General features: G+C 61.4%; 18 protein-coding genes. 16 read left to right on the top strand and 2 right to left on the bottom strand.

Annotated elements, in window-relative coordinates; translation table 11 throughout:
- The first annotated feature begins 76 nt into the window (after positions 1-76).
- Positions 77-820, top strand: coding sequence for a GTP pyrophosphokinase (locus ABGT83_RS08990; protein WP_239926375.1), 744 nt, complete (start codon positions 77-79; stop codon positions 818-820).
- Here ABGT83_RS08990 and ABGT83_RS08985 read toward each other — a convergent pair.
- Positions 759-1,850, bottom strand: a complete 1,092-nt coding sequence (locus tag ABGT83_RS08985; RefSeq protein ID WP_346687120.1) for a TDT family transporter — start codon at positions 1,848-1,850, stop codon at positions 759-761. The genes ABGT83_RS08990 and ABGT83_RS08985 overlap by 62 nt on opposite strands.
- 232 nt (positions 1,851-2,082) lie before the next feature.
- Between ABGT83_RS08985 and ABGT83_RS08980 the strand changes: the two genes are divergently transcribed.
- From ABGT83_RS08980 to ABGT83_RS08935, 10 genes are all read left to right on the top strand, one after another.
- Positions 2,083-2,961, top strand: coding sequence for a LysR family transcriptional regulator (locus ABGT83_RS08980; RefSeq protein WP_346687118.1), 879 nt, complete (start codon positions 2,083-2,085; stop codon positions 2,959-2,961).
- A 173-nt stretch (positions 2,962-3,134) separates the two neighbouring features.
- Positions 3,135-4,262, top strand: coding sequence for an aldo/keto reductase (locus tag ABGT83_RS08975; RefSeq protein ID WP_346687116.1), 1,128 nt, complete (start codon positions 3,135-3,137; stop codon positions 4,260-4,262).
- A 340-nt stretch (positions 4,263-4,602) separates the two neighbouring features.
- Complete coding sequence (locus ABGT83_RS08970; RefSeq protein ID WP_346687114.1) at positions 4,603-4,884, top strand: hypothetical protein; 282 nt, start codon at positions 4,603-4,605, stop codon at positions 4,882-4,884.
- Positions 4,797-6,194 carry an SLC13 family permease gene (locus ABGT83_RS08965; RefSeq protein ID WP_346687112.1) on the top strand — a complete coding sequence of 466 codons (1,398 nt, stop codon included), beginning with the start codon at positions 4,797-4,799 and terminating at the stop codon, positions 6,192-6,194. Before ABGT83_RS08970 ends, ABGT83_RS08965 begins: the two co-directional genes overlap by 88 nt.
- Before the next feature lie 237 nt (positions 6,195-6,431).
- Positions 6,432-7,238 carry an ABC transporter substrate-binding protein gene (locus ABGT83_RS08960; RefSeq protein WP_103264695.1) on the top strand — a complete coding sequence of 269 codons (807 nt, stop codon included), beginning with the start codon at positions 6,432-6,434 and terminating at the stop codon, positions 7,236-7,238.
- 15 nt (positions 7,239-7,253) lie between these two features.
- A complete protein-coding gene (locus tag ABGT83_RS08955; RefSeq protein WP_239926381.1) occupies positions 7,254-8,681 on the top strand; it encodes an amino acid ABC transporter permease in 1,428 nt (475 codons plus the stop codon).
- Between the two features lie 12 nt (positions 8,682-8,693).
- The gene (locus ABGT83_RS08950) at positions 8,694-9,539 is read left to right on the top strand and encodes an amino acid ABC transporter ATP-binding protein (RefSeq protein WP_346687110.1); all 846 of its coding nucleotides are present in this window, start codon (positions 8,694-8,696) and stop codon (positions 9,537-9,539) included.
- A 168-nt stretch (positions 9,540-9,707) separates the two neighbouring features.
- Positions 9,708-11,165, top strand: a complete 1,458-nt coding sequence (locus ABGT83_RS08945; RefSeq protein ID WP_103264697.1) for a cytochrome ubiquinol oxidase subunit I — start codon at positions 9,708-9,710, stop codon at positions 11,163-11,165.
- A 2-nt stretch (positions 11,166-11,167) separates the two neighbouring features.
- Positions 11,168-12,205, top strand: coding sequence for a cytochrome d ubiquinol oxidase subunit II (gene cydB, locus ABGT83_RS08940; protein WP_103264698.1), 1,038 nt, complete (start codon positions 11,168-11,170; stop codon positions 12,203-12,205).
- Positions 12,206-12,401: 196 nt separating this feature from the next.
- A complete protein-coding gene (locus ABGT83_RS08935; RefSeq protein WP_346687109.1) occupies positions 12,402-13,763 on the top strand; it encodes a DUF4190 domain-containing protein in 1,362 nt (453 codons plus the stop codon).
- 82 nt (positions 13,764-13,845) lie between these two features.
- Here ABGT83_RS08935 and ABGT83_RS08930 read toward each other — a convergent pair whose 3' ends face one another.
- Positions 13,846-14,289: a GatB/YqeY domain-containing protein gene (locus ABGT83_RS08930; protein ID WP_346687108.1), complete on the bottom strand. Its 444-nt coding sequence runs from the start codon at positions 14,287-14,289 to the stop codon at positions 13,846-13,848.
- Between the two features lie 298 nt (positions 14,290-14,587).
- On the opposite strand from ABGT83_RS08930, the gene ABGT83_RS08925 reads away from it, so the two are divergent.
- The 5 genes from ABGT83_RS08925 to ABGT83_RS08905 all read left to right on the top strand — a co-directional run bounded on the left by ABGT83_RS08925 (position 14,588) and on the right by ABGT83_RS08905 (position 20,481).
- Positions 14,588-15,076 (top strand): PH domain-containing protein, encoded by a 489-nt coding sequence (locus ABGT83_RS08925; protein WP_103264701.1) that lies wholly within the window; start codon positions 14,588-14,590, stop codon positions 15,074-15,076.
- Positions 15,076-17,133: a PH domain-containing protein gene (locus ABGT83_RS08920; protein WP_346687106.1), complete on the top strand. Its 2,058-nt coding sequence runs from the start codon at positions 15,076-15,078 to the stop codon at positions 17,131-17,133. The genes ABGT83_RS08925 and ABGT83_RS08920 overlap by 1 nt, the downstream gene beginning before the upstream one ends.
- Before the next feature lie 209 nt (positions 17,134-17,342).
- A complete protein-coding gene (gene trhA / locus ABGT83_RS08915) occupies positions 17,343-17,972 on the top strand; it encodes a PAQR family membrane homeostasis protein TrhA (protein ID WP_346687104.1) in 630 nt (209 codons plus the stop codon).
- Positions 17,973-18,106: 134 nt separating this feature from the next.
- Positions 18,107-19,441: a hemolysin family protein gene (locus ABGT83_RS08910; protein ID WP_346687103.1), complete on the top strand. Its 1,335-nt coding sequence runs from the start codon at positions 18,107-18,109 to the stop codon at positions 19,439-19,441.
- On the top strand, positions 19,438-20,481 hold the full coding sequence (locus ABGT83_RS08905; protein WP_346687101.1) for a PspC domain-containing protein: 1,044 nt from the start codon (positions 19,438-19,440) through the stop codon (positions 20,479-20,481). Before ABGT83_RS08910 ends, ABGT83_RS08905 begins: the two co-directional genes overlap by 4 nt.
- Positions 20,482-20,714: the final 233 nt, after the last annotated feature.

Raw genomic sequence — 20,714 nt, 5'->3', positions numbered from 1 at the left:
AATCGCGTGCGCGGTTCGTTTCTTTGGTGCCGTGGGGCTATCATGATACGAAAGCGTACGTATGAGGAGCGGGAGCATGCCAGGAAGAAAGCAGCGCCGAGCGAGCCGAAGCCTATCGGTCAAAGACGCGCCTTCGCGCGATGTCGTGCGCGGGGTATTCACCGAGAAAGAGGACCTGCGCGAATCCATGAGCCAGCTTGCGCGCTTGCATGGCGCCGAGGCAAGGACGCGCGAGATCATCCAGAAGTATCAAGCCGCGATGCGCGAGATGAAGGTGCGCTTCGAGATTATCGATCAGGATCTCAGCCTGAAGAAGCACCGCAATCCCATCCATCATATCGAGTCGCGTATCAAAAAACCCGCGAGCATTTTCGAGAAGCTCGAGCGCTATGGCAAGGAGCCGACGCTCGAAAACATGGAGAAGTACATCATGGACATTGCGGGCGTGCGTGTGATCTGCTCGTATATCCACGATGTGTACAACCTGCTCGAGCTTTTGCGTAAACAAGACGACCTTGCCATCGTCACCGTGAAGGATTACATCAAGAACCCCAAGCCGAACGGCTACCGCAGTTTGCACGTTATCGTGCGCATCCCGGTGTACTTCCTCGACAAGAAGGAGTACATACCGGTGGAGGTGCAGCTGCGCACCATCGCCATGGACTTCTGGGCCAGCTTGGAGCATGACTTGAAGTACAAGGCCGTGAGCGAGGTGGAGGGTATCGACTCCTACGATGAGCTCAAGGATTGCAGCCGCATCATCGAGGATGTCGAAGCGCGTATGCAGATACTGGCCCGCGCGCTGGAAATGGAGGAATGACCTCGCCTGCAACGGCTTCCGACAGAGGCTCTGCATCGGCGTGTTCGCGCTCGAAGCGGGCTGCGAGGCGCGTGAGCAGCCGACTGTCTCCTACGGTTCCGCGTTCGGGCAGCTCGGCATGGCCGAGCAGGAAGACTGCGTAGCGCACGAACACGTAGGCCACCAGCACGGTAGCGATCCCCGTCTCGGCGGCGATCAGCGCGTCGACGAAGGTCGGCAGCGGTGTTCCGGACGATGCAAAAAATGCGGACGCCTGCCCCAGCGCAGTGGCCGTGATGACGAAGGGGAACGTCATGGCGGCGAAGCTGGGGTAGAACTTCAAGCGCAAAAGCCGCGGCAGGCGCGTGAGCACGAGCAGGTAGAACGCCTGCGCGAGCACAAGCAGGATGCCGACGAACAGCGGGCTGGGGTCTGCTGCTGTGGCCAGATAGCCTGCGATAGACAGGCTCATCGGGGCCGTGTAAATGCAGAACAGAGGCCGAGCGGGTTCGGGTATCTCGTGTTTCACGTACCGGTACGTGACCATGACCAGCAGTACGAGATAGAAGGCGAATCCCATCCAGAACAGCGCGTGTCCGAGGGCTTCCATTCCGAAGGCTGGGGAAGTGGCCGACGCCACGATGATTCCCACATAGCAGATGAAGTACGTGGGGAACACTTCGGATAGCTTGAAGCGGGTCATGAAGCGCACCGAGAACCCGACCATAAGCGCGAGATGCGACGCGATGGCGGCTCCCCAAAGCGCAAATGCGGGGACGTAGGCCAGAGGCGCCATGTAGGTGGACAGCTGCATGAGCGTCATGAAGAAGGTGGCGCTTACGCTGGCGAGAATGGAGTTGCGCAGGTCGTCGCGGATCGAAGCAGGGAACAGTGCTATCTTCGCGATCAGGAGCGCAATGAGCGCTGTCGAGAGCGCGCCGCATGCGATGTGCGCCGCCTCTGCCGAAGGCGCAAGCACATTGCCGAGGGCTGCAAATCCAAGAGCCACACCGGCGATGGGAATGGGAACGTGTTCGATAAGGGTGCGCACGGCGGATCCTTTCTCGTCGTCGAGCAGCGCTCGGCGGGTTCGACTCAATCGCGTAGGCGCTATTCTTTCACGAGCCGTGGAGAAAGAAAACTAATAAATATTTATGTATCAATAAATTTGTATTATGATTAAGAAAGCGAATACGGAGGCGGAGGACGCACGCGCATCGAGCTGCGCCAGAACGGGCGCGGTTGAGCACGCGGCGGTTGGACGAAATCAGAGGAAGGCGGCTATGCAGGATTTTCGCGTCGAGACGTTCTTGACGGTGTGCCGAACGATGAACTACACGCGGGCCGCCAAAGCGCTCAACATCACGCAACCCGCCGTCTCGCAGCATATCGCCCACTTGGAGAAGGCGTACGGTGCGCGGCTGTTCGACTACCGCGGCAAGCGGCTCACGTTGACCGAGGCCGGCGAGCTTGTGCGTTCGACGTTGTCCATCATGGACCATGATGAGCGCCTGCTGCGCGAGAGGGTTGCTGCCGCGGTTTCGGGCGCTCGCATCGACATGAGCGTGGGGATGACCCTCACGGCTGGCGAGTATCTGGTGGCTGCGCCCCTTGCTGACTACCTGGCGAAACGCCCCGACATCCGCGCGACCGTGCGCTCGGGCGGCACACGCGAGTTACTGGCACTGCTCGAGGCAGGGGAGATCGATTGCGCGTTCGTCGAGGGAATGTTCGATCGGAGCGCCTACGAATGCGACGTCTATCAGCGGGAACGGCTTGTATGCGTGTGTGCGGCGGAGCATGTGCTGACGTGCGGAGCGTACTGCATCGAGGATCTGCTGTCGGAGCATCTGCTGGTGCGCGAACCGGGATCGGGCACGCGCGCGGTGCTTGAGCATGCGCTGGCTGCACGGAATTTGTCCCTTGAGGGCTTTCGGCAGACAAGCATGGTCGAAAGCCTCGACGTCATCAAGATCTTCGCTGCGCGCGGCTTGGGAATCGCGTTTCTCTACGAGGCGGCGGTTGCGCGCGAACTCGAAGCCGGCAGCTTGCGAGTCGTTCCGCTCGAGGGCTTTCGCGTGGAGCACGACATCTCGTTCATCCGCTTGAAGAACAGCGCGTTCGAGGCCGAATTCCGCCGTCTCTTCGACGAGGTTCGCTGAAGCGCTGCCGCTCTCGGGGAAGCGATGCGATGCTCCACATGGAACAGGCGTGCTGAAACACCCGATTGTTTCACGTGAAACAACGCTTCGCCCATAAAGTTCCGCTTTTCGCTTGACTTGGAGTACGCTCCAGGAATTATGATTGCTCCCGTCACACGACGAGAGGAGCACAGGTGCGATCAGATTTTCAGAACATAGCGAAGCTGGGTTTCGGGTGCATGCGGTTGCCGCTGCTCGACGCGAACGACCAGCAGAGCATCGACCTCGAGCAGTTTACGCAGATGGTGGATGCGTTCATCGAGGGTGGCGGAACGTACTTCGATACCGCTTTCGTCTACCACGAAGGCGCGTCCGAGAAGGCGCTCGGCGAGGCGTTGGTCAAGCGCTATCCGCGTGATGCGTATACGGTGGCGACGAAGTGCCTAGCATGGGCGAGTCCCCATGCGGAGGAGGCGAAGAGCAACCTCGGCACATCGCTTGAGCGCATGGGACTCGACTACGTCGACTTCTATCTGCTGCACAACGTAGGCGGCGAGCGCACCGCCAAGTTCGACGAGTACGGCATGTGGGATTTTGCGCGACAGAAGAAGGAGGAGGGCCTCATCAGGAACGTCGGTTTCTCGATGCACGACGGAGCCGACACGCTCGACGAGCTGCTCGCCGTTCATCCGGATATGGATTTCGTACAGTTGCAGGTGAACTATCTGGACTGGGACGACCCGGTGATCGAAGCGCGTCGCTGCATGGAAGTAGCGCAAAGGCACAACGTTCCGGTGGTGATTATGGAACCTGCGCGCGGAGGACGGCTCGTCGAGCTGCCCGATCGGGTGGCTGAGGTGCTGCGCGCGGCGAACCCGGAAGCGAGCTTGGCCTCGTGGGCGTACCGCTTCTGCTACAACATGCCGAACGTGCTCACGGTGCTTGCCGGCATGTCTACGCTCGAGCAAGTACGACAGAACGTGGCCGACTACCGTGCGAGCCGCCCCTTCTCCCCCGATGAGCAGCGGGCGTTCGACCAGGCGGCCGAGATTCTGCGCGGTATGGCGTCCATCCCGTGTACGAATTGCCGCTACTGTGTGAAGGACTGCCCGCAGAGCGTGGCTATCCCCGCTATTCTCGGCCTGCTCAACCTCGAGCTCATGACCGAAAACCGCTCGTTCGCGAAGAGCCTGTACTCTTGGCAGGCGGTACCCGGTCGCGCTTCCGATTGCAGCGCCTGCGGCGCGTGCGAGGCCATGTGCCCGCAGGGCATCGATATCATCCGCCAGCTGGAGGTTGCCGCCGAGCACTTCGAAGGATAGCGCCACGACGCGATCGCTCCGTCCGGGCAGCAGCAAGATACGCGCGCTCGGGGTTCGGCTCCCGCTGCCGCAACCGCTGGGCATGCGTTCGGATGTGACTTGGCCTCCGCCGCAACGGAACATGCGCGCTCTGGTGGGGGTTCGGTTTTTGCCGCAACCGCCGGGCGGGGTTCGTTTCTTGCTGCAACCGCTGGGCGCGCGCTCGTGCGAGGCCCGCCTCCCGCAGCAGTCCCTGAGTGTGCGCGCTCGTGCGCGGCCGCTTCCCGCAGCACGGTACACGAGCATGCTACACTGATCCCATGATGCATGCATGGTGGCACAGCAAGACGGAACGCTCCCGATGACGAACGACGCTCGGGGGCGTTTTCGCGTGCGCGCGCCCATGGACTCGCTCATCCGATTTGTCCGTACTCGCATGGTGCTCATCGTGTCGGCGGCGGCTGCGCTCATCACCATGGTGTTCGTGCCGTTCGACGAGGCCTATTTGGCTACTTCGACGTCAAAACGCTTGCGTGTCTGTTTGGCATCCTGGCTGTGGTGGGTGCGCTGCGCGGCATCGGGCTCTTCGAGCATGCCGCGCGCCTCGTGGTGGCGCGTTTCGCGACGTGCCGCGCGGCGGTGACCGCGCTCGTGGGAGCCACGCTTGCGCTGTCGATGTTCGCCACCAACGACATGGCCCTCATCATGATGCTGCCGCTGGCGGCAGCAACGCTCATCAAGGCTGGCTGGGAGCGTGCGCTGCCGTTCGCGTTCATCATGCAGAACCTCGCGGCCAATCTGGGCGGTATGATCCTGCCCTTCGGCAACCCTCAAAACCTGTACCTCTACGAGCGCTTCTCTATCCCGCTGGGTGACTTCCTGGCTGCGATGGCGCTGCCCTTCGGTGTATCGGTTGCGCTCATCGCGCTCTGTTGCGCGCTATTCCTGAAGCCCGATCCGCCGCAAGCTCCAGAGAAGAAAGCGATCGGAGAACAAGCGAAAGCGAACCGATCGGAAGCGAACCCCGCGGAAGCGAGGCGAGAAGCGAAAGCGAGCAACGCGGAGGCGCACCCCTCGGAAGCAAAGCGCCGACCGGAAGGGAATCCCTCAGAAGGGAACCCCTCGGAAGCGAATCGCGCAGAAGCGAAGATCCGCGCTGTGCCATCGTATCGAACGAATGTTTCGCGTGAAACATTCGTTTCCAAACAGGGGAGGGCGAGCGCGCACCCCGTCACCCATCCGCACCCAGCCACCCATCCGCAGCCCGTCGCCCAACCGCACCCAGCCGCCCAACCGCACCCAGCCGCCCAGCCGCATCTGGCCACCCATCCGCAGCCTGTCGGCGGCCGTCTTGCGTCCGCCGACCGCTCCGATCCTGACGCGCGTCTGCGCATCACCGCCCGTGAGCGCCGGCGGGTCGTCGTCTACTTCTCGCTGCTTGCGCTCGTCATTGCTTCGGTGTTTCGACTCGTGCCCTATCCGGTGGCGCTTGCGGCCGTTGTGCTTGTGCTTGCGGTGTTCGACCGTCGCGCGCTACGGACTGTGGACTACGGGCTGCTGCTCACCTTCGCATGCTTTTTTGTGTTTGCCGGCAACATGGCGCGCATACCCGTGATAGAAGGCCTGCTTTCAGGACTCATGGGACAAAGCGCGCTTCTGGCGAGCGTGGGTACGAGCCAGATTATCAGCAACGTGCCCGCCGCTGTGCTGCTCTCGCACTTCGCCGGCGGCTACGAGGCGTTGCTCGTGGGCGTGAACATTGGCGGCGCGGGCACGCTCGTTGCCTCGCTTGCCAGTCTCATCACGTTCAACCAGTACCGCACCGTGCTCGCGTCGTTTCCGCACCGTCCCGAACTTGCCCGCAATACTTCGGGCGCCTTTCTTGCGCGATTCACGGCATACAACGTCGCGTTCCTTGCAGTGCTGCTGCTCGTCTGTTGGCCGCTTGTCTAACCGGCGCACATCGACTATGCCGGCGTCATCGGTTGGTCGCTCGCTTGTCCGATGCGCTCTAGCGCTTTAGTGCGCTAAACCGTACGCACGCAAGAATCGACCGTTCGCGGGTACGGGAGGCGCTTCGAGCACCCGTTCGGGGAAGTTACCTCTTCTATACTGAAGGGGTGCGTTTTATAGTAAAGTAGCTGCGTCATTCTTGTTCCGATTTGTGGACGCGGTGGAAAGGGGAGGATCATGGCTATCAAGAAATGGGGTGCGCTTGTCGCTGCCGGCATGCTTGCCGCAACGCTCGCCCTCTTCGGATGTTCGTCGGGCGGTTCGAACGAGCAGGATTCGTCGAGCGCTTCATCCGATACCGGCTACGCGCTCATCGAGGATGGCAAGCTGACCGTTGCCGCTTCGCTCGATTTCCCGCCGTTTGAGAATCTTAACGGCGACCAGCCCGAAGGCTTTGAGGTCGACCTCATGAAGGCCCTCGCCGAGGAGATGGACCTGGAGTGCAACTACCTGCCCTCCACCAAGTTCGACACCATCGTTCCGCTCATTCAGACCGGCGGCAAGGCCGACGTGGGCGTCTCGGGCATCACCATCACCGACGACCGCCTCGAGGATGTCGACTTCACCGATCCGGTGTGCGACGTGAACCAGAGCCTTACGGTGCTGACCGGCTCGGGCTACACGAGCGCCGCGGACCTTGCCGGCAAGAAGGTGGGCGCCCAGACCGGTACGACCGGCTACGAGTGGGCTGCCGAGAACATCAAGGACGTCGAGGTTGTAGGCTTCGACGAGATGACGGCCGTGTTCGCCGCGCTGCAGTCCGGCCGTATCGATGCTGTTGCCGTCGATCTGCCGGTTGCAAACTACTATGTGAAAAACGCCTACACCGATTGCGAAGTAATCCAAGAGATCCCCACGGGCGAACAGTACGCCATCGCAGTCAGCAAGGACAATCCTGAGCTCACGAAGGCGCTCAACAAAGCGCTGCAGGCGGTGCGCGATAACGGGAAGTATGACGAAATCGCCAATCAGTGGATCCGATAAGCCGGTCTGCACGCGATGCTCGCCACTTGTAACCACATGAAGAGCGCGACGAAGCGCTCGCTCGGCGCCGCGGCGATCATCCTCGCCGCGGCGCTCGTCCTGTCGTTCGCCCTTTCCGCGCAAGCGCAGGCGCTTACGATCGAGCGCTGGACGGCCAAATCGAACCAGGATGGAGAAAACGCCGTCCTAGGGGCCACGCCCACCCGTGTTACCTGGCAGGGTCAGTCCGATGAGGGCGAGTCGCTGTCGCAAGTGACCATCGAGCTGCCAGGCGGCTCGACGGTCGAGGCGTCAAACGTGAAGACGACCGTGCTCAACGGGCTCGATCGGCTCGACGTCGGTTCCGAAGTTTCAGTGGAAGACGGGACGCGGGTCGTTGTGTCGTTCCCCGAGCCGACGCCGGCCGGTGCGCTTATCATGGTGGAGTGCAACCGAACGCTCCTGCCCGCCGATGGAGGCTCGTACGGGCCTGCGGGCAGCTATGTCACAGCCGAGGGACAGACCCTCGCCATGCCGTCATCCGACCAGGTCATCGACATTGTCAGCTCCACTCCTGCCGAGCAGTTGTCGAGTATGCTGAGCGAGCAGGATTGGGTGAAGGCGTGGAACTCGAACAAGTTCCTCCACTTGTTCTTCGATCCCACCATTATCGTCACATCGGTGCCCGCGGTATTTAGCGGCTGGCTGCTGGCGCTTGGCCTCGTTGTGGTCAGCTTCCCGCTGGCCATTCCGCTCGGGTTGCTCTGGTCGTTTCTGCGGATGGCGAAAAGCCGTATCCCGCGTGCTATTGGGGCCACCTACATCAATGTGGTTCGCGGCACGCCGTTGTTCCTCCAGATATACATCGCGTTCTTCGGGCTGCCGCTCATGGGCATCAGCATGGATCTGTTCATGCTGGGCGTCATCGTGCTCGTGCTCAATTCGAGCGCGTACTTGGCCGAGATCTTCCGCGCCGGCATTCAGTCCATCAATACAGGACAGTTCGAAGCTGCGCGCTCGTTGGGCATGAATGGTGCGCAGACCATGTTCTATGTCATCATCCCGCAGACCGTGCGGCGCGTCATTCCCACGATGACGAGCGAATTCATCCTCATGTACAAGGACACTTCGCTTCTGGCCGCCGTCGGCGTCATGGAGATCATGATGTATGCGAAGACCATCACGGCCGCAACAGGCAATGTGACGCCTTACATCGTGGCTGCTGGCTTCTATCTGATCGTGACCATTCCCATGACGAAGCTCATCAACTCGATGGAGGCGCGCCTCGCTCGCGGTAAGCGCAAGCGCAAGAAGAGCGGCCCCGGCGATCGCAGCATCACATCCGAGGCGTCGGTCGTGCCCGATTCCGATGTGGCCGTGGCGCGCAGCATGCGCATGTCCGAGACGTTCGCCGGGCCCATCGACGACGATCTGGTTCCCGGCAGCGGCCGGATCAGCCACTAGGGAGGTGCGGTCATGAGCAAACCGAACAACGAGAACGCCCTCGCGTCCGAAGCAGGCGGAGGAGCCCGGGCCGCCGAAGGCTCGTCCGCAGCTCCTACGACACAGGTCAACGGGGGAGCAGCCAACGACAAACCGGTTGTGCGCATCGAGGGCCTGCGCAAATCGTTCGGCGACAACGTGGTGCTACGGGGCATCGACCTCGATATCCGCCGCGGCGAAGTGGTCGTTATCCTCGGGCCATCGGGGTCGGGCAAGTCCACACTCCTACGCTGCGTGAACCTGCTCGAGACACCCACCGACGGTAAGATATTCTTCGAGGATACCGAGATCACCGCCAAGAAGACCGATATCAACAACGTGCGTGCCAAAGTGGGCATGGTGTTTCAGAGTTTCAATCTGTTTCCCCACCTCACCGCCAAGGCCAACGTCATGCTGGCCCAACAGAAGGTGCTCAAGCGGAGCAAGGCCGAAGCCGAGCGCGTCGCCATCGAGCAGCTTGAGCACGTGGGCCTGGGGGATCGCATCGATTACAAGCCTGCCGAACTGTCAGGCGGCCAGCAGCAGCGCGTCGCCATCGCCCGTGCGCTTGCCATGGACCCGCACGTTATGCTGTTCGATGAAGCTACAAGTGCTCTCGACCCCGAGCTTGTGCGCGACGTGCTTGGTGTCATGAAGAACCTGGCCAAGGGCGGCATGACCATGATCGTCGTCACGCACGAGATGGGCTTCGCGCGGGACGTTGCGGATCGCGTCATATTCATGGATGGCGGCTTCATCGTGGAACAGGGTTCTCCTGAAGAGGTGTTCGATCATCCGAAATCCGACCGAACGAAGGACTTCCTCGGCCATATCTCGTAAGGACGGGGGTTTCGGCTCGCCTGGTACGAGAGACGCAGCGGACACGGGTTTTTCGCGGGCGGTACCGGCGCAGTCTAAATTGATATAAAATCAGTAACATAAATCCACGAATGGTGGTACAATACCCCTCAAAAGGTTCTTTCGACTGAGAAAGTAAGGGGGTGTGCAATGGATTTCCTCTCCGATCCTGTGTTGCTCGCGCGCGTGCAGTTCGCGTGCACGGCGGCGTACCACTTCTTCTTCGTGCCGCTGACCATAGGTTTAGGACTGATCCTGGCCATCAACGAAACTCGGTACTATCGGTCGCGTAACGAGCATGATGCTGCGGCCACCACGTTCTGGGTGAAGATCTTCACCGCGACGTTCGTGATCGGCGTTGCCACGGGCATCACGATGGAGTTCTCCTTCGGAACGAACTGGGCAGACTACTCCCGCTTCGTCGGCGATATCTTCGGTGCGCCGCTGGCCGCTGAAGCGTTGCTCGCCTTCTTCCTCGAATCGGTATTCCTGGGCATCCTCCTGTTCGGCCGCAAGCGTGTTTCGGCGAAGTTCTATCTTGTCTCGGCCTGGCTCGTTTGGCTCGGTTCCTGCCTGAGCGCGCTGTGGATTCTCATTGCAAACTCCTGGATGCAGACGCCGGCCGGCGCCGAACTCGCTGCCGACGGATCGAAGGCCGTCATCACCGACTTCTTCGCCGCGGCGTTCAACCCGTCGCTTCTTGCCCGCTATTCGCACGTCGTGGTGGCGCTGCTCATCATGGGCGCGTTCGTGGCCATGGCGGTGGCCGCATGGTACCTGCTGAAGGGCCGCCATCAGGACTTCGCCATGAAAACGCTCAAGATCGGCGCCGTGGTGGGCATCGTCACGACCGTCGTCATGCTGGGCACCGCCCATTCGTCGGCCGTCGTCGTGTCGGAAGAGCAGCCCACCAAGCTCGCCATGATGGAGGGCATGTACGAAGGCGAAGCGCCCGATTTGTACCTCTTCGGCTGGGTCGATGAAGAGAACCAGCAGGTTGTCACTCCGTTCTCGATCCCCGGAGGCACGAGCTTCTTGGCTACGGGCACGTGGGACACCGAATTCCAGGGTCTCAACGACCTTGCGAAAAGCGAGCAGTACGGAGCTCTCGATGTTGAGGGTGCTCCGGTGAATTTCGTGTTCCAGACCTACCATCTGATGGTGGCCATGTTTGGGCTCATCGCGATCACGGTGTTCTTGGCGCTTCTGTTCCAACGCAAAGGTAAGATTAAATCCATGAAGTGGCTGCAGCGGCTCATCGTCGTATCGCCGGTGTTTCCGCTGCTCGCCATTCAGTGCGGTTGGTTCACCGCCGAGCTCGGCCGCCAGCCGTGGGTGGTCTATCCATCTGCGACCGGCCCCGAAGGCGTGAGCCTGCTGACCAACGAGGGCGTATCGCAATCGGTATCCAACGTTGAGCTGCTTATCACCATGACCTTGTTCCTACTCGTGTACCTGCTCCTCATTGTCGCCTGGGCGCGGGTCATGGGACGCTTCATCAAGGAGGGCCCCGTAGCGAGCACGGCGCCTGCGGAAGTTCCTGCAGGCAGCGACGAGACGGCGTCTGCGATCGGCGTTTCCGACGATCTGGCGAAGGAAGGTGAGTAGCAATGGAACTTACATTCTTCCAGGGCTTGTGGTTCATGCTCATATTCGTTCTCATCGCGGGCTACTTTGTTCTTGACGGCTTCGACTTGGGATCGGGCGTGCTATATCCTTTTGTCGCCAAGGGCGATACCGAAAAGGCCGTCGTGCGCCGCAGCATCGGGCCGGTGTGGGACGGCAACGAGGTATGGCTGCTCACGGCCGGCGGTGCGCTGTTCGCGGCGTTTCCGGCCGCCTACGCCACGACGTTCTCCGGATTCTACCTTGCTATCATGCTCGTTCTGTTCGGGCTGATCGTGCGTGCGGTGTCGCTCGAATACCGCGGACACGATCCCAAGTGGGGCAGGTTGTGGGACGGGTGCTTTTTTGTCGGATCCCTGGTGCCGGCGCTGTTGTTCGGCGTGGCTGTTGGCAACGTTTTCGCCGGCATTCCGATGGATGCCAACGGCGATTATTCGGGCTTTCCGCTGCTTGGGCTGATCTCACCGTTCACGCTGCTGTGCGGCCTGCTGGGCTTGGCGATGTTCATGGCGCAAGGCGCAGCATGGCTTTCGCTCAAGGCTCCGAAGCCTTCCGATTTGCAGGCGCGTGCAGCCAAGCTGCGGCTTCCTTTGCAGATTGCGGCTGTTGTGTTGTTCGCGCTGGTGTCGGTGTACGCGCTGGCCGTCATCCAGCCTGCCATGGACCCGGCGCTCGGCGCGCTGCGTTGGGTGTTCGCGGTGCTCGTGCTTGCCGGCATCGGCGTCTCGCTTTTCTTCTCACTGAAGAAGCAGTGCGATCTCGGTGCGTTCATCGCACAGTCGGCTTCTGCGTTTATGCTGGTCGGGCTGTTGGCTACGTCGATGTTTCCGAATTTCGTGGTGGCCTCGGCCGAGAGCGTCGGAGCGTCTCTCACGGCGATGAACGCGTCGTCGTCCGAACTCACACTCATGTGGATGACCATCATCACGTGCGTCGGCCTGCCGCTCGTGCTCCTGTACCACGTGATTATCTACCGCACGTTCCGTGGTCGGGTCAGCGATGAGGATCTTGCGCACTACTGATGTGCGAATGAAACCTCACGATCGGCTTTGAGCCGAAGCCATGCAGAAGGCCGCCGTGGTGCGGCCTTCTGCATGGACGCTGCGCATCGGCCGGCGCATCGACTTCCATCTTTTATGGGCGCGGTTAAGGTATACTGGCCCTATCTAATCATCGTAGGCGCGCAGCGCCGTCGACGACAACAGGTGAGGACGAACCATGGACGATCAGAACAAGCCCAACCAGCCTGCGCCGGAGCAGCCGGCGCCCGAGCCGCCTGCCGAGCCTGCTGCTCCCGCCGAACCGGCCGAGCCCGCCGCGGCAGCCGAGCCCGCCTCGGACGAGTCGCTGCCTGCGGTCGAAGCCGCTGCAGACGAGTCGCTGCCTGCAGAGTCGACCGCGCAGGCTGCCGGCGCCGACGCGCCGTCCGCACAGACCGCCCAGTCCTTCCAGCCGGGCGATGCCGCTCCTCAGTCGCCTACCGCGCCGGTACCGCCGACGGTACCGCAGCCCTTCACGGCCGGCGCGCCGCAGCAGCCGACCGGATTCGCAGGTCAGCCCACGCAATCGTACGGAACGCCGCCCGCTTCGGATCAGTCCGCGCAAGCGTACGGCCAGCCCGCGCAACCCTATAGCCAGCCCACCCAGGCATACGGCCAGCCTCCTGCATCCGGCTATCCTCAGCAGCCTGGTCAACCGCCCGCACCCGGCTATGGCCAGCCTCAACCCTACTACCAGCCAGCTCAGTCCGGCAGCGGCAAGGCGACAGGTGCGCTTGTCTGCGGTATTCTGGCGATCATCTTCTGCGGTCTGCCCATCGTGGGCATCGTGCTCGGCATCGTTGCCATCGTGCTTGCGTCAAAGGCTGCGAAGTTGAGCGGCAAAGATGGCAAGACTACCGCGAGCAAGGTATGCGGCATCATCGGCATCGTGTTCTCGATCATCTGGTTCATCGTCGGTATGGTGGCCGGTTGCACCGCTTTCTATGAGGCGATCGATTCGTCCGTATCGTCCTCTTCCTCCGGTCTGATCGCCGATTCGTCGAGCGGATCGGCCGGCGGTTCCTCGGATGCCGCCGAGGAAGAAGCGGCTCTTGAATCCGCCGCGAGCGCACGGCTCGATACGTACAAGAACGTCGACGCCGCCGTTGTGGAGCGACTTGCCGCCGATATCGATCAGTCCTTTCTGGACGATAACGGCTTCAGCTTGTCGGACCTGGGCGTCGAAGCCTCCATGCTGGCCGAATGGATGGTCTCTGATTTTGATTACGAGCTGGACGGCGCGTACCCCTTCGACGATGCCGGCACCGTCTACGCCGATGTGACGCAGCGCGACGGCAATGAACTGGCCTCGCAGTTCTCGGACAACGTCCAGGCCGCCGTCGACGCTGGCGAGATAGACAGGACGGACGAAGCGGCTGCGATGGCAAGCATCGGCGAGATACTCAAAAGCACTATGGAATCAACGACCGACTTGACCACATACTATGTGAGCATCGAGTTTGTCAAGCAGAACGGCGAATGGGTCATCGATGAAGACGCATGGGCGGAGCAAGAGGAATACCTGTTCAATCTGTACTGATCTTCCGCGTTCGCCTAGATGCGGAGCGGAGGCGGTCAGGACCCGCCTCCGCTCCGCGTGGTGTGACTGCGAGGCGCTGTGCCTAACCCAGGCGCTGCCCCAGCTCCTTGGCGGCCTCCGCTTTGTCGAAATTGCCGGCAGTGCGCTTTCCAAGCGCGCCCATGACGCGGCCCATGTCCTTCTTCGTGGTCGCTCCGGTCTCCTTCAGAACGTCGTCGATGAGGGCTGACAGCGCAGCTCCCGATACTTGCTCGGGCAGATAGCTTTCCAAGATGGCCACCTGCCTGGCCAGCATGTCGGTTCGTTCCTGGTCGTTTCCGGCCTTGATGGAGCCTTCGAGCGTCTCCCCGGTTTGCTTGATGAGGCGCTTGAGCATGGCGTCTACGTCCGCATCCTGGATGTCTCGTCGTTCGTTCACTTCGATGTTCTTTATCTCGCCATGCACCTGTCGCAGGATCGACAAGCGCACCTTGTCCTTCGCCTTCATGGCGGCCTTGATCTCGTCCTTCAATTCCTCGTAGCGCATAGATCCTCGCTTTCCTGTCCGATTGCGCGCGTATGCGTTTCGGCTTCGAGTATACCTTACGCCGGACGGGCATGTGCGCCGTCTGCTGTCGCGTGCGCAGCGGGCACCGCCGTATGCCTCCGATCGTCGTTGCGGATGCGTCCGGTGGCCGACCGCCGCGTGCGCAGGGGTATGAACGGTGCAAGCCAAAAGGGCGGCTCGTAAAATCCTTGCGACAATGCGCGAGCGGATTCAATCATGTCCGGTGGCTCTGGTAGTATGTCTAGATTATCTGAAAACAGGCGATCGAAGGACGATTATGAGAGACCTGCCCACCAACCAGCTCGATCCGAAGATCAAAAATGTGTGGCGCATCAACGACGCAATCTGGCTCACCGTCGTGTTCCTGGGTTGCTTCATCCCGTTTGCCATCGCGGCGGTTGCGGAGCCTGCGGGCTGGATATTCATCGTATTGGCTGCGGTTGCGATCGCCTACGTCGTCGCCCTGGTCGTATGGCTCGTTGTGTTGCCGCCCATCCGGTATGTGCGGTGGCGCTACGAGATGTCTCCCGAATATTTGGACATCGCGCGCGGCATCATATGGCGCAAGCGCTTTATCATCCCCTTCATTCGCGTTCAGAACACCGATACGCGGCAAGGACCTGTCTTGCGGGCGTTCGGCCTGTCGAGCGTCACCGTGGCTACAGCCGCAGGCGAACATGAGATACCCGGTCTTGGCATGGAAGAAGCTGAACAGCTGCGCGATCGTGCAGCCGAGCTTGCGCGTTTGGCCCAGGAGGACGTGTGATGACGGATTCGCATCAGCAGCACCAGCCCGGCGAGTTCGGTCAACCCGGCATGCCGCCCCAACCCCAACCCGTCACGCCTCAGCCCCAGCCTGGCATGCCGCTTCAACCGGTGCCCGGCGCGCAATCCCAACCCGGCATGCCGGTCGGCGCGCAACCGTGCTATCAGCCCGGCGTCCAGCCCTTGCCCGGCATGCCGTTGCCGCCTCAACCTGGCGCGCAATCTCAGCCTGGATTTCCTCCGATCGGCGTTGCGGCTGCGTCTGCCGGCCAGCAAGGAGCGCCTTTCGGTCAGCCGGAGCGTCAGCATGTGCACCATAGTTATATCTGGCTCGGCAGCCTGAGCACGGCGTTCATGGTGCTTGTCATCATGTTCTTCTCCGGCTTCTCGGCTATCGTGGGCGCGCTGGCCGATGGGGAATCGATAACGCGCGGTGACCTCCCTATGCTCATATTCATCATCGGCGGCGTCGTGCTCGTGTTCGTTCTGGTGGTCGGGCTGACGGCGGCCTACCAGGTGGTCGCGTACAAGCATCTTTATTACGAGCTGGGCCCCGAGGAGTTCAACCTCTTCCGCGGCATCTTCAACAAGAAGCGCGTCCACGTTCCCTATCAGCGCATCCAGTCGGTGGACCAGCGCGCGACGCTGCTGCAGCGCATCTTCGGCGTGTGCACGGTCAGCATCGACACGGCAGGCGGTGCGTCGAACAAAGCTGTCACCGTCCCGTACGTGCAGAAGACGAAGGCTGAGGAGCTGCGGCGCGAGCTGTTCGCCCGCAAGCAGTATCAGGCAGCCGTACAGAGCGGCATCGCGGTTCAAGGTGGCCCTGTGCCAACCGCAACCGCTGCGGCGCACGCAGGCGCCGGCGTGGCCGACGGAAACGTCTTGGACGCTCCCGCCGAGATCTGGCAGGATGTGCGCGGCGTGTTCGGAGGGGCCGCCGTCGATACCGGTCGCGTCACCTTCGAATACGGCATGTCCAACAAGGAGCTCGTCTTTACGGGGCTCTCGAACAATACGGCGTTCATCGTCGTGGTCCTCGGCATTTTCGGTGCGGTTGCGCAGTTCGCCGGCGAGATCGCGCCGTTGCTGTTCGGAGCATTCGAACCGATGGTGGGAAATGTGACCACGTTTGGCGCGCGTCTATTCGGCGGCAACATCGTGGCAGCCGGCATCGCCGCGTTCGTGGTGGCGGCTGTGGTGCTCTGGTTGCTTTCAGCTGTGGGCACCTGTATTTCCTACGGTGGGTTTCGCGCCTGTCGACGTTCGAACCGCATCGAAGTAGAGCACGGTCTTCTGCAGCATCGTTTCCAAGGCGTCGATGTCGACCGCGTGCAGTCCGTTGTGGTGAAACAGGGCTTCGTTCGCCGTCTGCTCGGATACTGCGAACTTTCGCTTGGCAAGATAGACGCTGCCGAGGAAGGGCAGGAGCAGCAAAACGGCCTCAATCAGCAGGGACTGGTCATCCATCCGTTCGTGAAGCTCAGCCGCGTGCCCGAGATACTCGCGGGCATCATTCCCGAGTTCTCCGACGTACCGGCCGAGAACACGCCAGTCGCGCGGGTGGCGTTGCGCCGCGCCCTCATCCGCCGCTGTATTTTGCAGGGATCGGGCTTTTGGCTTGCCGTCGTCGTCATTGTCGCTCAAATTTCGATCAATGCGCTCATGGGATCGTCCTCCTCCTCCAAGGACGTGTTCGTCGTGTGGCTTGCGAACATGGGGGCCATCATCGGCTACGCACTGTGCCTTGTGCTGTTCGCGCTGGACGCGGTGGGAGCCGTACTGTGGTATCGCGGTTCGGGTTTTGCGTACAATCGCCGTTTCATGCAGGTGAGCAACGGCGGCTTCTCGCGCGAGACCATCAGCTTCCCGCGCAAGAAGATACAGTTCGGCTACACGAAGACGAATCCGTTCCAGCGCCGTGCCGGTACGGCTACAATCAACGTGAGGACGGCGGCGGGCATCGGAGGCACGACCATCAGACTCATCGATGCTCGAGAAGAGGATGCGGCCGCCTGGCTCGAATGGATCAAGCCGCGGGGAACTATGATAGAGTGACGAGTATGAACGAATCTGCGACAACCGAAAAGCGGGGCGCTTCGAGCGCCGACCGGGGCAGTCTTGCTCCCGAACGATCGGCTGAGTCTAGCGGATTGGCGCACCCGCCTTCGGTTTGGGTACCGTCGCAGCTCAAGCCCGAAGATGATGCACATGAGAACGGACATCGAACTCCCGGTGTTTCAGCGCGTGCCGCAACGAAGCACAGCGTGCGCGAGTACACGGCGGGCGAGGAGGTGGCCAACTCCGTCTCGCATGGTCTCGGAGTGCTGCTTGCCATCGCGGCCATTCCCGTGCTCGTCGCGCGGGCTCTGGACGACGGTGGCGGAGTGTACCTGTTCGCTGCGCTCGTATACACCTTCACGATGCTGCTCGAGTACACGATGTCGACGCTGTATCATGCTTTCACCGCCGAGCGAGCGAAGAAGATATTCAAGATTCTCGACCATAGCTGCATCTACCTGTTCATCGCAGGCTCCTACACGCCCTTCTGCCTCATCTCGCTTGCCGATGCCGGGGGGACGGCTTTGTGTGCGTTCGTGTGGATTGTGGCTCTCGTCGGGGTTGCGTGCGAAGCGTTCTGGGTGTTTCGCCCGCGCTGGGTGTCGGCCGTGCTGTACCTGCTCATGGGCTGGTGCGTCATCTGGTTTTTGCCGGCTCTCGTTCAAGCCATTCCCGCTCCCGGCCTATGGCTGCTCGTGGGCGGAGGGGTCTGCTATTCAATCGGGTGCATCTTCTACGTTCTGAAGAAGGTGCCCTACATGCATTCGATATTCCATCTCTGGGTCCTTGCCGGAAGCATTCTGCAATTCCTGGCAATCATGTTGTACGTCATGTAGGCGGCCGCGTGCAAGAGCGCGCGGGCATGACAGCCCCATGATTCCCCGGAGGCCCGATGTCGCCGGGCGCAGGCGTCGATAAGGGAGGTAGACGGCGCCGTCCACCGCTTATGAAGGAGTTGAACGCAGTACCTATGGAAGTTTGGGTCAGTATTGTCGTCACGTTCGTGCTGGTTCTCATCAATGGGTATTTCTCGATGTCGGAAATGGCCCTCGTCAACGTCAGGCATGTGCTGCTGCAAAAGGATGCGGACGAGGGAGATCAGAGCGCTCGACGCGCGCTCGATCTGGCGAGCGATTCAGGACAGCTTCTCGCCACTATCCAGGTGGCCATCACGCTCGTGGGATTCTTTGCGTCGGCTGCTGCGGCAACGAATCTTTCGGAACCGTTCGCCTCATGGCTGTCGGGCTTCGGCATTGGATGGCTGTCCTTCGCCGCGCCTGCGCTCGCGCCTGTTCTTATCACCCTGGCCGTGTCGTATCTGAGCATCGTGGTGGGCGAGCTCGTGCCCAAGCGCATTGCGCTGGCTGATGCAGAGCGCGTGAGCAAGGCTGTCGCCGGGCCGCTCGCCATATTCCAGAAAGTCGCGTCGCCGCTCGTAGCGCTCACATCAGCTTCTGCGAATGGATTGTCGCGCCTGCTGGGCATTAAGAGCGCCGACGAGCGCCAGAGCGTATCGGAAGACGAGCTTCGGTTCATGGTCGCCGACAACGACGAACTGCTCGAGGACGAGAAGCGCATGATCCACGAGATTATCGACCTCGGCGACATGACGGTGCGCGAGATCATGCAGCCGCGTGTGGATATGATCCTCGTCGAAGACGACGACACGGTGCGCCAGGCTGTTGATCGCATGCGCGGGACGGGCTACTCGCGCCTACCCGTATACCACGAGGATATCGATCGGATCGTTGGCATCGTCCATTACAAGGATCTCGTGGGACCCCTCATGGACGGCAAGGAGAACGACCCGATCGTCGGATACGCGTATCAGGCAATGTTCGTGCCCGAGACCAAGGACATCTTCCCGTTGCTTGCCGAGATGCAAACGAAACGTCAACAGATGGCTATCGTTGTTGACGAGTACGGCGGCACCGATGGTTTAATAACGATCGAGGACATCGTGGAGGAGATCGTCGGCGAGATCGAGGACGAAACGGATCGCGAGAATCCATTCATCAAGCAGGTGGGCGATGGCGTTTGGATCGTGGACGGTCGGTTCCCTGTTGAAGAGGCGGAAGAGCTCGGGTGGCCTGTTCGGGATTCCGACGATTACGAAACCATTGCGGGCTGGCTTATGAGCATGCTCGACTCGGTTCCCCAGACTGGCGACGAGTTCGAATTCGACGGGTACCGTTTCAAGATCCAGGAGATGCGTCGCCGCCGCATTATGACCATCCGGGTCGAGCGCATGTCCGGTTCGGATGAGGAAAACGTTCTCGAAAGGCACGATCAGGAGGAAGCGTGACAGACGAGAAGCGGCTGTATCGATCGCGCGAGAGGCTCATTGCGGGCGTGTGCGCCGGTATCGCCGAGTATTTCAACGTCGACCCGCTGGTTGTACGCATCCTGGCGATCGTGCTGACGCTTGCCTCGGGCGGCGTGCTGGCGCTTGCTTACGTCGGTTTATGGATCGCCGTGCCCATGGCCCCCGAGGTATTCGCGCCTTTGGACGTCGAGCCGCACGCGGTGCGCTCGGACACGTACGGCTCTGTCGATTGCGGGGAATCACATCCATCCGCGGTTCCCCGTCCGTCCGTTCCCGCCTCGATGACGGGGTGCTCCCTGTCGGGCTACCCCGGTGCAGGGCATGTGCCTCCCGAGCCGCCGCCGGCGATGGCTCGGTCGCGGCCGATGCCGGGTGGAGCGCCGGCCCCTCCGAGATCGTACGTACCCTCCTATCCCGATACCGCTGCGCCGGGATTCGCCCCGCAGCAGGTTGCGTCTGCGCGGCATACGGCGCCCGTCCAAGAGGAGCGGGTTCCCGCGCCCCAGCGCGACGAGTCCGACCGCAGGGAGGCTGCGGACGTTCACGTGAGGACTGCGCTCCTGATCGGATCGTTGCTGCTGACCCTTGGCGTGAGCGTGCTTGCATCCGAGTTTGTCCTCGGCGCATCCTGGTGGCAGTTCTGGCCGCTTGTGCTCGTTGTCCTGGGCATTCTGCGCATGGTGCTCCCCGATTCCGAGGGTTGGCGTCTGGACGGGTTCGCCGGCGGATTCGTGGTGTTCTGCGTCGGAGCGACCTTGATGCCGATGAGCCTGGGCATCGTCGCATGGCGCACGATCGGCGTTATGATCGCCCATGTATGGCCGTTGCTCTGTATCGCGCTCGGGTGCTTCGTTCTGGGCTGCGTTCTTAAATCGTCCGTCCTCAAGCTTGCGGCATCACTGGTGTTCGCGGTGTTCTGCGCGGCGGGATTACTGTTGTTCGGAGTGCCGGGACCCGTGGGAGAGCTCGTGCTCATGGCTCCGTACGGCCGCGAATACCGGTTTCCCTTCTTCGGTTGAGCCTTTTCATCCGGGCGTCGTTCGGATTGCCGTTCGCTTCTCGATTCAGTCAGGATGCCGCCTGCCGACGATGCATAGTTCGTTCGCTTGTTTGCCATGTTTTCCGTGTGCAGAGCCATCTGCAGTTTTGGGAAAATGCGATTTGTCAAGCGAACAAACCGTGAACCACCTCTTCACACTTTTTTGATATTCGGCCGCCGCTCGGCTAAAATGGACGTCGTCACAACAGCATA

It is taken from the genome of Enteroscipio rubneri (assembly GCF_963929405.1).
In the GTDB taxonomy this organism is placed as follows: domain Bacteria; phylum Actinomycetota; class Coriobacteriia; order Coriobacteriales; family Eggerthellaceae; genus Enteroscipio; species Enteroscipio rubneri.
The sequence above is the reverse complement of the archived record's forward strand: the minus strand, read 5'-3'. Positions and strand labels throughout refer to the sequence as shown.

Coding starts and splice junctions, on each gene's coding strand:
- ABGT83_RS08990 (WP_239926375.1), top strand. CDS start 77: ATGCCAGGAAGAAAGCAGCGCCGAGCGAGCCGAAGCCTATCGGTCAAA.
- ABGT83_RS08980 (WP_346687118.1), top strand. CDS start 2,083: ATGCAGGATTTTCGCGTCGAGACGTTCTTGACGGTGTGCCGAACGATG.
- ABGT83_RS08970 (WP_346687114.1), top strand. CDS start 4,603: ATGACGAACGACGCTCGGGGGCGTTTTCGCGTGCGCGCGCCCATGGAC.
- ABGT83_RS08960 (WP_103264695.1), top strand. CDS start 6,432: ATGGCTATCAAGAAATGGGGTGCGCTTGTCGCTGCCGGCATGCTTGCC.
- ABGT83_RS08955 (WP_239926381.1), top strand. CDS start 7,254: ATGCTCGCCACTTGTAACCACATGAAGAGCGCGACGAAGCGCTCGCTC.
- ABGT83_RS08950 (WP_346687110.1), top strand. CDS start 8,694: ATGAGCAAACCGAACAACGAGAACGCCCTCGCGTCCGAAGCAGGCGGA.
- ABGT83_RS08945 (WP_103264697.1), top strand. CDS start 9,708: ATGGATTTCCTCTCCGATCCTGTGTTGCTCGCGCGCGTGCAGTTCGCG.
- cydB (WP_103264698.1), top strand. CDS start 11,168: ATGGAACTTACATTCTTCCAGGGCTTGTGGTTCATGCTCATATTCGTT.
- ABGT83_RS08935 (WP_346687109.1), top strand. CDS start 12,402: ATGGACGATCAGAACAAGCCCAACCAGCCTGCGCCGGAGCAGCCGGCG.
- ABGT83_RS08930 (WP_346687108.1), bottom strand. CDS start 14,289: ATGCGCTACGAGGAATTGAAGGACGAGATCAAGGCCGCCATGAAGGCG.
- ABGT83_RS08925 (WP_103264701.1), top strand. CDS start 14,588: ATGAGAGACCTGCCCACCAACCAGCTCGATCCGAAGATCAAAAATGTG.
- ABGT83_RS08920 (WP_346687106.1), top strand. CDS start 15,076: ATGACGGATTCGCATCAGCAGCACCAGCCCGGCGAGTTCGGTCAACCC.
- ABGT83_RS08910 (WP_346687103.1), top strand. CDS start 18,107: ATGGAAGTTTGGGTCAGTATTGTCGTCACGTTCGTGCTGGTTCTCATC.